Genomic DNA, 13,021 nt, shown 5'->3' on the forward strand with positions numbered 1-13,021 from the left:
TTTATTAAAATCCTACATTAATACCAAACGTAAATGTTCTTGCCGAAGGAACCGAGTTTCTATCAACTCCAGGAGCTAAGTTGCCACTATTTGTTGCTCCTGTTGAGTTACCATTAACTGAAACTTCTGGATCTGGACCTGGATAGTTTGATATGATCCATAAATTACTTGACTGTGCATAGACTCTAACATTAGAAATACCATATTTACCTAAAAATTCTTTAGGTAAAGTATAGCCTAATGCCAGATTACGAACTTTTAAGAAATTTCCAGAGAACACATTTTGAGATTGTGCAAATGCAGAACCATTTGATACGTTATCACCATAAACAACACGAGGGATATCAGTAATCTGCCCTGGTGTAGTCCACCTATCCATCATTCCTGCTTCATTATTCCAAAAGCGTTGATCTCGTAAACCAGCTAATGAACCATAATACACTTTGTTTCCGCCAGAGAAAGTTAATCCTAAAGTTAAATCAAAAGCTTTATAACGGAAATTATTGTCTAAACCTCCAAACCATTTTGGTACTGATTGTCCAGATATCTGTGCATCCAAGGCCGCATCAATAGCTGGTGCATTCTGACCTGCGTTTGGTCCATCCAAATATTGGTAACGAGCAGCCGTTGCTCTTTGAAAACTAAATCTTAATTTTTGTCCAAATCTATTTACGAAAATTCTTTCGCCAGTTGCTGGATCTACGCCTACTGTTTGCACTGTGTAAAATGAACCAACTGGATAACCAACACGAGTTATATTTGCGGTTTCCAATTGCGTAACACCGAATAAATCAGCGTTATTATTTCCTAACTCAATTACTTCATTTTTTAATGTACTTAAGGTAAAGCTAGTATTCCAACTGAAGTTATCCCCTTCTATATTTCTGCTATTGATAGTAAACTCAAGCCCTTTATTTGACATCTTACCAACGTTAGCTAAGATCGAATTTCCAGGAATACCTTTAGAAGGTGCTTGTGGCGCATTTTGAACTAATCCATCTATATTATTATGATAGTAATCTACATCCAAAGAGAAACGGCCATTTAAGAATTCTAAGTTAATTCCAACGTCAGCCTTTTTACTGGTTTCCCAACTAAGTTCAGGATTTCCTGCTTGAGAAAATGATAAAGCTGGATCAGAACCATATAAACCAGGATTATAAAGATACAGAGCAGGATAGTTACCTACACCGACATTCCCTACTAAACCATAACTACCATGAAACTTAACACGGGTTAAGATTTTACTTAAACTACTTTCTTTATAAAATTCTTCTTCAGATAGTGCCCAACCTGCAGATGCGCCACCAAAGTTACCGTACTCTCTTCCAGCAGCTAAGCCCGAATAACCGTCACGGCGAAAAGATCCTGTTAAATAATATTTTTTCTTATAATCGTAAGTTACGTTACTGAAAAATGATCTGAAGGCATTATTGTATTGTGAAAGTCCAGCTGGAGTAATCGCACCAAAAGCCCCTTGATAAATTTCAATAAATGGGTCAATTACGTTTTGACGTGTTGCTCCATAGCCATAACCTTTAGTATATTGATCTTCAACACCTATAAATGCCCCAATTGTATGATCGCCAAAAGTACCTGAATAGTTCAAAGTGTTAGACCAGTTCCAACGGCTATTTTTTGCGAAGTTACTTGTCGCACCTCCATTGTATGCAAATCCATCACCTTGAATACGATTTACAAATACGTTATTATCTAGTTTTAAATTATCAATATTGTAATTTGTTTTGAATGTTAAACCTTTCAGAAGCTGAACAGAGAAGTATGCATTAGAAATTAAACGATCACTTTCAGATGTGTTGGCATCTTCATTCACCAATACTGCAGCATTGGGATAGTTGGATGCAATTAAATTTGCTCCCAAACCAACCGCAGAACCATTAACATTATATGATCCATCTTCGTTGTATGCCGCAACGTTTGGAGGTAAAACAAATGCCAAACGGCCTAACCCACCTGTATTAAATGATGAACCTGGTAAGGAACCTGTATTTGGTGCTCTATTTAAAGTATTACTGTAAGAAAAGTTAGCCCCAATGTTAACTCCCTTGAATAATTTATGATCTACATTAACACGACCATTTTTTCTTTCAAAAGAGTTATTGATGATAAATCCTTCCTGATTACTATATCCCAAAGAAATGAAATAAGATGTTTTTTCGTTGGCGCCAGAGAAATTTAATGCATGATTTTGAGAAGTTGCAGTTCTATAAGCGTAATCATACCAATTGGTTTCTACTTGTGTGCCATCCGAACGGGTTTGTAAAAAGAAGGCAGGCGCTAAACCGATATTTGTCCTTGCTTCGTTTTTTATCTGCACATATTCTGCAGCGTTTAATAATGGATTCAGGTTTTGAGCCTTAGATGAGCCTACCCAGCCCTCATAGTTTATTTTTGTGCTCCCCTGCTTACCTTTTTTAGTGGTAATTACTACTACACCACTCGCCGCTCTAGAACCGTAGATTGCCGAGGATGCAGCATCTTTTAAGATATCGATAGATTCAATATCTGCAGGGTTAATGTCTCCCAAAGCGTTACCTGCAGCACTATTTGATGATTGATCCCCAGTAAATACCGGAATTCCATCAACAATTATCAATGGATAAGAACTCAGCGAGATGGAATTAATACCACGAACCCTGAAAACCGGAGGATTATTTAGTACACCATTCGGCTGAACAATGTTTACACCGGCAGCTTTACCAGCTAAGGCCTGCTCGAAACTTTGAACCGGAACATTTTTAAGTTGCTCTCCACTAACACTTGCTATTGAGCCTGTAACATCTCTTTTAGCTTGAGTGGTATATCCAGTTACAACAACATCAGATAACGTTTTAGAATCCCCAACCAAAGAAACATTTATCACATTTCCCGAACCTACAGGTTTAGTTTGTGTTAAAAAACCTATGTAAGAAAATTCTAATGCGGTAGCTTGCGAGGTAATTTTTATAGAATATTTACCATCAGCAGTAGTTGTGGTTCCACCTGCCGCACCTTTAATTTTTACACTTACACCAGGTAGCGGTAACCCGTCTTCCTTACCTGTAACTGTACCAGTGATTGTTCTATCTTGAGCCATAGCACTTCCAGCTATAAACAGCAAAATGAACAAACTTTGTAGAAGTTTTTTCATAAAATTTAGTTTGGTTTAATTAATTGATTGGCTAAATATAAAATTTAACAACCTGTAATACAAATTTTACAAAAGAAATAATAGCTAAAATGTTTAAGGCAACATTTAAAATTGAGTTTATAATTGTTAGAATATTGGTTTAAATATTCTTTAGATTGGGATCTATGGCAGAAATACCATCCCATCAATAAATTTTTTATATGATTTCCAAAAATTTATTGAATACTTACCTTTTATAATATTTACAGCTAAATAAAATTTCCAAATAAAGCCTGAATAAAAAGTATTATACATTTTATTGTTAGAAAAATATGGCAATAGCCATATAGGCTGTATAGTTTTTCGGTTTTTTTGAAAATTGCTTAAAAAAATTGATCAAAAAAAAGAGGTTGCTAAAATGAAGTGCACCCTAAAAGTTGGACGAAATTAGAAATTAATTATTAATGTGATGAGCTCGATATTTTATCGGGCTCATTCCTTTTAGATCGAGTTTTATTCAATCGTTATTATAGTATTCAATGTAATTTTTTATATCCTGTTTAAGTTCATTGATTTCACTGTACTTATTAAGATAGAATAGTTCCGATTTATGATGCCAAAGAAATTCTCAATAATGGCATTATCCAGGCAGTTACCCTTTCTGGACATGCTCTGCATAATGCCTTTCTTTTTCAGCATTCGCTGATATTCTTTCATCTGATATTGCCATCCCTGATCAGAGTGTAAAATCAGGTTTGTGTTCCTATTTATCTTTTTGAATGCATCTTTCAACATAAGGGTTACCTGTTCAAAATTTGGAGACTCAGATAAGTTATAGCTGAGGATTTCCCCGTTAAATAATTCTATGATTGGAGATAGATACAGTTTTTTATCCCCCACTTTGAATTCTGTAATGTCGGTGGCCCACTTCTGGCAAGGCTGTGCTGAATTAAAATCGCGATTCAATAAATTGGGTGCAATTTTACCTAACTCACCCTTATAGGATCTGTATTTCTTTCTCCTGATCAATGATTTCAGCCCTAATATACCCATCAGCTTTGAGACTGTTTTGTGATTGATGATACAACCTTCATTCATCATTTCCAGAGTAATCCTTCTATAACCATACCTTCCTTTATGACGATGATAGATCTTTTTTATTTGATCTTGGGCAACATCATGTTTTCTTAATACTGATTTTGTTTTTAAGTGGTAATAGTAACTACTTCTGGCCATTTTTAGTATATCCAATAACAACTCTAATGGATATTTATGCCTTAACTCCTCAATGGCTAACGCTTTTTCTTTTGCAGCGTTTCTTTCTTTTGAGCTAAGGCTTCGAGCTTTTTTAGCAACTCATTCTCCGCTCTTAAATATAGATTCTCCTTTTCAAGCTCCTCAAGCCTGGTCAACGTTTTAGTGATTGTTTTTATTGGCTTCTTTTCTTTCATCGTTTTACGGCCTCTCTGTTGAGCATTTAAGCCATCCACCCCCAAACTCTCATGAATTTTTACCCAAGAACTAACTATGCCAATGGAAGGGATATGAAAATGTAAACAGCAGTCCCTCAAAGATAATTCTTTCTTAAGATAAGCTTGAACGACCGTTAACTTAAATTCCTTGGTATATTGTTGATAGGATCTTCGCAATAAGCCCTGTACACCTAATGCATTGTATTGGTCAATCCATTTTCTGATTTGCGACGTGGAGATGCCCCAACGATTCGATAATCCGTTGACCGATTTCCCACGTTGATGCTCTCTAACCAGCTTCAGTTTAAATTCGGCTTTGTGTTTTTTGTATTTAACCATAAAAATGCCCCCAAATAGTGTCTAACTTTTTGGGGGCAGTGTAAAATGCAACCTCTTCTATACTGTAAAAATAATGCGATATTAAGGGTTTTGCCCGCCTGGACCGATTGCTGGATTTGCATCGATTTCAGATTGAGGTATAGCCCACTGCCATTCAGGTCCGCCAGCTGGCACAGATAATACACCTGATAATGCAATAGTGTGATTGCTACCAGTTCTATCCAATGGAAGATTTTGACGTTTTAGATCAAAAAATCTAAATCCTTCTCCCCATAAATCGATTCTACGCTGAATAAGAATTTCATTTAATAAAGCTGTACCAACATTGGTAGTAAGTACGTAACTAGGATTGCGGTTTTTAGCAAAAGTTAATAAAACATTTTGAGCAGAAGTTGTTTCGGTAGCTGAACCTTCAATACCTAAACGAGCCCTTGCTTCAGCTTCAATTAAAAACATTTCACCTACACGCATATTCACAACATCACCAACACTTGTAGAACCAGCATTTCTAAATTTACCTTGTTTGTAACTCGCAGTTGCGCCAGAAACCACACCTGCCGGTTGGTTAAAGGCAATGAATGTAGTAGTATTTCCAGCAGGATCCCAAAGTGCTTTACGTACATCAGTTGCTGGAATTTGGTTATAAAGAACCGAATTCATTCTTTTAGGAATTGTTCTGTTTGCTGTAGAGTTAAATGTACCTAAATAAGCAAAAAACGAATAGAAATATGTGGTTTGATCTTCTTGCTGTCTACTGCCCCACATCCACTCCTGATTTTCGTAGTTGTTAAACCCCCCCAAATACTCAGCATTAGTCATTAATGTTAATCCAGTTCTCGCTTCAAGTGCATTTTGAGCAGCAATGGCCCACTTACCTTGAGTAAGTGCAACTCTCGCTTTTATACCTTTCGTAACATTGATATTAAAGTGTGACTTATTTGGTCTAGCAGTGGCACCAGCAAATGTGGTGATTGCTAAATCAAGATCAGTATTGATTTGTGTGTAAACCGCCTCTACGGTTGCTCTTGGTTTTCCAGGAGTTCCATCTACTATTGAAGTATTCATAATTGGAACACCTGCCTGGGTATTGTTTCCTGTTGCATCATAACGTTTACCAAAAACCTGAACCAATACAAAATGTGCCCAAGCTCTATAAGTTAATGCTTCAGCTTTAATCATTTTTTTATCGGCCAAATTTCCTTCAGCATTATCAATATTATCAATAATTAGATTGGCGTTAGCAATAATTCTGTAATAGAAGGTGTATATAAATGAGTTATTAAGCGTTGAAGCACTTCTGTGTGTTACCCACTTATGAACGCCAAATGCTGTAGTACTAACAGTATTAACAATATCATCTCCCATGTAATCAATATTGAGGTTAACAGCGCCTTGGCCACCCTCTTCCTGTCTGGAATATTGAATATATAATGATCTATTAATTCCGTTTAATGCAGCTAAGGCATTTGTTGTTGTTGTAAATACTGCATTTTTATCAACTGAATCTGTTGGATTGGTTAATAAATAATCCTTTTTACATGCTCCGACCAATAGCGTTAGTGCTAATAATGGAAAAATAAATTTATTTATGGTTTTCATAATTTTGCCTTTTAAAATGATGCGTTAAGTCCCAAACTTACTATACGTGTTGGCGTGTAGTTATTCGTATTTACACCTGTAAAACTCTCTGATGGATCTAATCCTTTACGCTTTGAAAGCATAAACAAGTTTTCTCCAGATGCGTATACATTAACTTTGCTCAAACCAACTTTTTTAATAAAGGTTGTTGGAAGATTATATGCTAAAATTGCAGATCTCATGTTAAGGTAAGATGCATCGATTAAAAATCTTGATGATGTTGCGTTATTAAATGTCGATCTACCAACATCAAGTCTTGGAATTGAAACAACATCACCAGATTGTTGCCACGAATTTAATGCATCAACATGTAATGAGCCTCCATAACCTGCATAAGACATTAAAGACTGGTAAGTTGCGTCATAAGATTTTCCACCTACTTGATAGTTCATGATCACAGATAAAGAGAACGCTTTATAAGTGAAGGTATTTGTGAAGCTTCCAAAAAAGTCAGGTATAGCAGATCCAGAGTATGCATATAAAGCATTATTTGGGTTGATTGTGAAATTTTGTCCATTAACAGTTCTTGTATCTGCTGCAGTACCTGGATTAAGCGGATTGATTTCATATAATCCGGCTCCATCAGTTGGATTTACACCAGCCCATTGACGTAACCAATATTGATATCTTGATTGACCTACTGCCAATTGTTTTGTACCATCAATAATTGTTGGCGTTTCATCTGGCATTTTGGTAATTCTGTTTCTTATTAACGACCAGTTGATGTTCATATCCCACTTAAAGTCGCGTGATTTAATAATATCACCAGCTAAATTAATTTCGATACCTCTATTCCACATTTTACCAATGTTTTTTGCGAAAGTTCCCGTACCATTTCCAATGCCCAGACCTGTTGATAAAGGAAGTGGAACATTAAATAATAAATCTGATGATTGTTTATTGAAAACTTCAAAGCTACCATGTAATCTATTTTTGAAGAATCCAAATTCTACAGCCGCATCTATTTGAGTTTGAGTTTCCCAGGTGATGTTAGGATTTGCTAAACTTTGGAATAAAATACCTGGTTCGGCAGCATTATTATAACCTAAACTATATAATGATCTATCTAGATTTAGCCCTGTTAAACCATCGTTTCCTAATGAACCATAAGAAGATCTAAGTTTTAAATAATTGATCCAAGTTTTATCTTTCAAAAAGTTTTCTTCGCTGATTAACCAGCCCAAACTTGCCGAATAGAAATTACCCCACTGTTGACCAGGACCCCATTTAGATGAGCCATCACGGCGAAAAGATCCCGATAAGAAGTATTTAGATTGATAATCATAATTTAATCTTGTAAAAACAGCTTCTTTTCTATAGTCCTGTAAGTAAGATGTTAAATCTGTAGTTGTAGCAAAGTTTACCAACTCAGTATTACCATCTAAAATCTGTGTATTACGTGCACCAGTTAAATACTTATAAGCATAATCATAATTATTATGGCCAACCAATACACCAATAGTATGATCACCAATAACTTTATTATAATTTAATAATTGCTCAATAGTGTAAGTGGTGGTAGTGGTAGAAGTATTTCTTGCTCTACCACCTGGAGCACCGTCCCCAACAATTTTATTCTGGTAATCACCAAAAGAATAATTATTGATGTCGACACCTAAATTTTGAGTGAATTTAAAATCTTTAAGAAAAGTTATTTCACCATAAGTTCTTGCACTTAAAGCATTTCTTTTAATTAAGGTAGAATTTAACAAAGTTTCCTGTAAAATATGTCTTCCAGCATATGCTCCTGAAGGACGGTTAGGAATGCCTAGGCTTCCTTGTAAATTCCCAGTGTCGTAAATTTTATTTCCATTAACATCCAATAAATATTCTCCAGTGGTTTGGTTATGAGCATAAAGTGGATAAATTGGGCCTATATAACGAGAAAAATTGAATGGATTAACAATACTTCCGCTTCCATCAGCATCAGCTTGATTAGATTTTGTAATGTTAGCATTAACATTTAAACCTGTTTTAAACCATGATAAAGGTTTGGTATTAATATTAACACGACCATTGATTCTGTTAAAATCAGATCTGATGATATAACCTTTTTCATTTAGATAGCCTAATGACGCATAATAATCAGATTTTTCTGTAGCGCCACTATATGACATTGAATAATCACCACGCTGACCAGTTCTTTCCAATGGCTCTCTCCAATTCAAATCATCAGCATAAAGCAGCGTTGCATTTGGATTTAGTTTTCCATCAGTCCCTACAATTTGATTATTTGGTACATTAAACGGATTGTTTAATAATAATCCTCTAATATCATTTGAAGCTGCTGTATTTGCTGCAGCTAAAGTACTTCCGGTACCAGTAGCTGGATAAACTAAACTATTTCTATAAGCTTGCCATGCTAGGGGATAATATTGATAAGCATCAACGGTTTCGTATTCTGGAATCCCTCTTGAAGTTAAACCTTGAATAATTCTAAAATCAAGTTGTTCTTTACCTTGTCTACCTTTTTTGGTTGTGATTAAAACAACACCATTACCAGCACTTGATCCATAAAGCGCAGAAGATGCTGCATCTTTTAATAATGATATACTTTCAATATCGTCAACGCTAATATTACTGATATTTCCAGAATATTGAATACCATCAACAATGTAAAGTGGATCATTAGATGCTGAAATTGAACCAAAACCCCGTACACGGATTGTTGGACCAGACCCTGGCTGACCGTTACCAGCATTTACCTGAACACCAGGTGCTGCACCAGCTAATGCACTATTTAAATTCGTTACAGGTCTTTGAGCAATATCTTCTGCTCCTACGGTAGAAATTGATCCTGTATTTTTACCTTTTGTTGTTGTGCCATAAGCAGTGGTAATTACCACTTCTTGCAAAGATTTTGCGTCAGTTTCTAAACCTACCTTAATTGAATTTGATGTAGTTAAATTGATAGTTTTAGAAGCAAAGCCCACAAAAGAAAATTGAAGACTTTTAGTAGAAGGCGTAACTCTAATGCTAAATTTACCATCGTTTCCTGTGGTTGTAGATGCAGAAGTTCCTACGGCTTTGATACTAACGCCAGGAAGTGGGAAACCATCCTCGGTTGACGTTACTGTTCCAGTAATTGTTCGGTCTTGAGCCATCGCATTAAAAGCGAAAAACAAAAGCACGAACAAACTTTGTAAAAGTTTTTTCATGAATTTAAATTAGTTGTTTGATTTATTACATTTAAGGCTTCTAATGTAATGTTTATTGAAATGTAATTCAAATATTACAATGAAAAAATCCTCAATCTTCCTGGGATTAACTCGTTATGACACTAATATTACGAATTTGAGGTGTTAAAATATTCCATATAGTAAATAATATGCGAAATAGAGGTTCCAAACGTAGGTTGAGAACCAGTAACAGCTTTTATTAAATCTCTAATTTTGAAATGATTTAAATCATAAATAAATAAGAAAATTACATGACATGTATGATCCTAAAGCAAAGCTTGAACCTCTAATATTCATAAATTAAATAACAGTTAAAAATATTTATTTATTAAGCGTAGAAAAAAAAGCGATAAGATCTGTCTCGTTCTTTAGGGACAGGTTAGTATTTAATTGATCAGCAGCTTTCAATCCTTTTTCAGATATAGCTGTAGAAATACCCTTTTTATTTGGCTTAATTTCGTAAAATGATGTGCCATCTAAAACAAAATATTTAACTTTTGAATCATACCGCATTTCAGTAATCTCATTATAACCTTTGGTGGTAATAATATCCTTTTTAGTATGTTTTAATAGTTTTATATTAGCATCTACTAAAACCTGGTATAAAGTATTGCCATTATTTTTATCGATTATAGGAAAGCCAGAGCGGTAGGTATTAGTTGATATGTTATCACCTATTTTAAATTCCTTAATTGGCTTGGTAAACTCTAATTTTTCATTTCCACTTTTAAAATATAGTTTGTCTTTAACTTGATCATACATTAAATCAAGATTAGCATAGCTACCATTTTCTCCAACTAAACTTACAGTTCCTTTTGTCCAATCTTTAAACAAATTAGGATCACCCTTAATATTATCTATTCTTGGTTCATTTATCGACTTGCCAGTTGGCATAGAAAGCTTGTTAGTATTTGCATCTAATTGAGCTATAGCCTTGAAATTAAATGTGGATAGTCCAACTAATATTAAAAGATATTTTAATCTCATTGAAATTTATGATGATATTTATTTTAATTTATAATTATGGTAGCTTCTTTATTAATGAAACTAACTGCGATTCATTTTTTATAGCGTAGCCATTTAATAAACTGTCTACAGGAAGGCCATGTCTATTTGCCGCATTTTGTACGCTTTGCATATTTGGCATAATTTCATACATTATGTTGCCATCATTTACAAAGTATTTTACCTTGGCATCATATCTCTTTTCTGTAACCAAGTTATAGCCTACTGTAACAAAAACCATTTTCTCAACTCGCTTAAGCAATTTAAACTCTCCATCCTTCAATACTTCGTAGATTGTTTTATCGTCGTAAGTATTTATGGAAGGGAAACCTGTTCTAAAATAACTTATAGTATTCCCATCATTAATTGTAAATTCTTGAACTGGATTCTTAAGTATAACTATACCTTTATTTGCTTTCACAAATAGTTTATCCTCTACCTGATTGTAATTTAAATCTACATTAGCATAAACAATGTCATCATTTTTCATAACAATATCTCCCTTAGCCCAATTATCAGCAACTGTTGCTTTACCTTTTATTTGATCTGCTTTAATATAAGTATAGGGGAGATAGTTCCGCTCATATTGGAAAAAATCCAACATTTCGTATCGAGGAACATAATTATTGATATGTGATGCTTCTGGCTGCAGCGGAGATTTACCATTTAAGCCTTGAGAAAAACTATCAAAGCTATAGAAGCTTAATGTGGCTAAAAAAAATAAGATTTTTGTTTTCATAGGATTTAGAGATTAGATATTTAAATGTATAGAAAAATCTCTATTAAAACAAAAATCCCTTGCTTATTGGCAAGGGATTTTGTAACAAATTACTGACTGAAATTAATTAATATCCTGGATTTTGTTGGATCTCTGGATTAGCAAATTTTTCACCTGATGGTATTGGTAAAATATAATTTCTACCAGTTGTTGCCAACGTTTTGGGTACTGCAGCACCCACTGTAATATCGCGATCATCTCTAACAACAGGAAGTTGTCTTCTTCTTAAATCAAAGAAACGGTGACCTTCAAAAGCCAACTCTTTGTATCTTTCTAACATTACTGCGTCAATAAGTGCTTCCTTAGAGGCAAACACCTGATCAGTATATCCAGTAATACGTGCTCTTCTAATAGCATTTAGAGATGTTGCACCTGGTACCAGCTGATTTAACTCAGCATTAGCTTCAGCCAAAATTAAATACATTTCTGAAGTTCTGATCACTTTAATGTTATTGAATCTATTGGTTGTACTTTGGCCAGAATATTTATTTACCTTCCAACTCTCTCTTGATGAAGCAACAGTTCCATCTCTGAAAATAAAAGCATTATATCTTACATCAGTTGTAGCATTGTAAGTATCAATTAATTTAAATGATGGAGAAAAAAATACGTCTGTGTTATCATCTGTCCAATAAGTACGTACAGACCCTGCATTGGCGTTTCTTCTTAGTTGAAAATAGTTTTCAGAAGTATTTGCATCAGTCCAGATCGCTGCATAATCAGTTCCGGTTGCCAATGTTCCTTTAGCTGCAATTGCAGCATTTGCATAAGTAATTGCATTTGCCCAATCTTTAGCATATAATGCAGCACGGGCTCTTAAAGCAGCAACCGCTGGTTTAGTAATTCTGAAAATATCAGTAAAAGTAGATGGAATCAAAGCATCAGCTTGTGCAAAATCAGCATTTACCTGTGCCATAACCTGTCCAAAAGTCGATCGTTGTGGCTTTCCTAAAATAGATGACTCGAGCATGATTACTACGCCTAGTTGATCATTTTCGTATCTAGGTGCAAACCATCTTAAAAGTTCTGCATGTGCCATAGCTCTGATCGCTAACAACTCACCTCTTAATCTATTTTTAGTTGCAACATCTGCGGGTGCAGCTACAGCTATGCCTTCAGCGCTTGCTAAAGCACGGTTTACACGATCTACAACGTTATACATTGTACCCCATGCTGCCGTAACATCTCCGTTACCACTATCAAAATCCCAGCGATAAGCACCAGCATAGTTTCTGATTAAATTATCAACACCCCAACGAGCTTCATCAGCCATGATTGTATTTACATAATATGCCTGTTGATATTGTAAGTTAGAATAAGCACCAACAGTCGCACGATCTAAGTCATCAAGATTTTGAATCGCAGTTTCGTTAGAAATCGAATCAGACGGTTTTAAATCGATATTTTTCTCGCACGAGGTAAGTATAATGCTCGATAGAAGCATTATACCAACCATTTTGTTTATATTTTTTATCATTTT

Annotated in this window: 9 protein-coding genes; all 9 read right to left on the reverse strand. The window is 34.8% G+C overall.

What is annotated here, in order from left to right; all coding sequences use genetic code 11:
- Positions 1-4 precede the first annotated feature (4 nt).
- Positions 5-3,151 (reverse strand): TonB-dependent receptor, encoded by a 3,147-nt coding sequence (locus LUA91_RS15460; RefSeq protein ID WP_231427015.1) that lies wholly within the window; start codon positions 3,149-3,151, stop codon positions 5-7.
- Between the two features lie 496 nt (positions 3,152-3,647).
- Positions 3,648-3,704, reverse strand: a complete 57-nt coding sequence (locus tag LUA91_RS20800; RefSeq protein ID WP_370633655.1) for a hypothetical protein — start codon at positions 3,702-3,704, stop codon at positions 3,648-3,650.
- Positions 3,680-4,420 carry an IS3 family transposase gene (locus LUA91_RS15465; protein WP_231427040.1) on the reverse strand — a complete coding sequence of 247 codons (741 nt, stop codon included), beginning with the start codon at positions 4,418-4,420 and terminating at the stop codon, positions 3,680-3,682. Before LUA91_RS15465 ends, LUA91_RS20800 begins: the two co-directional genes overlap by 25 nt.
- A 2-nt stretch (positions 4,421-4,422) precedes the next feature.
- Positions 4,423-4,941 carry a helix-turn-helix domain-containing protein gene (locus tag LUA91_RS15470; RefSeq protein ID WP_231427016.1) on the reverse strand — a complete coding sequence of 173 codons (519 nt, stop codon included), beginning with the start codon at positions 4,939-4,941 and terminating at the stop codon, positions 4,423-4,425.
- A gap of 81 nt (positions 4,942-5,022) precedes the next feature.
- The gene (locus tag LUA91_RS15475) at positions 5,023-6,540 is read right to left on the reverse strand and encodes a RagB/SusD family nutrient uptake outer membrane protein (RefSeq protein WP_231427017.1); all 1,518 of its coding nucleotides are present in this window, start codon (positions 6,538-6,540) and stop codon (positions 5,023-5,025) included.
- 11 nt (positions 6,541-6,551) lie between these two features.
- On the reverse strand, positions 6,552-9,737 hold the full coding sequence (locus LUA91_RS15480; RefSeq protein ID WP_231427018.1) for a TonB-dependent receptor: 3,186 nt from the start codon (positions 9,735-9,737) through the stop codon (positions 6,552-6,554).
- A 342-nt stretch (positions 9,738-10,079) separates the two neighbouring features.
- Positions 10,080-10,745: a hypothetical protein gene (locus LUA91_RS15485; protein WP_231427019.1), complete on the reverse strand. Its 666-nt coding sequence runs from the start codon at positions 10,743-10,745 to the stop codon at positions 10,080-10,082.
- Positions 10,746-10,779: 34 nt separating this feature from the next.
- On the reverse strand, positions 10,780-11,502 hold the full coding sequence (locus LUA91_RS15490; RefSeq protein WP_231427020.1) for a hypothetical protein: 723 nt from the start codon (positions 11,500-11,502) through the stop codon (positions 10,780-10,782).
- A gap of 106 nt (positions 11,503-11,608) precedes the next feature.
- The gene (locus tag LUA91_RS15495; RefSeq protein ID WP_231427021.1) at positions 11,609-13,018 is read right to left on the reverse strand and encodes a RagB/SusD family nutrient uptake outer membrane protein; all 1,410 of its coding nucleotides are present in this window, start codon (positions 13,016-13,018) and stop codon (positions 11,609-11,611) included.
- Positions 13,019-13,021: the final 3 nt, after the last annotated feature.

Source organism: Pedobacter sp. Leaf250 (assembly GCF_920984735.1).
Taxonomy (GTDB): domain Bacteria; phylum Bacteroidota; class Bacteroidia; order Sphingobacteriales; family Sphingobacteriaceae; genus Pedobacter.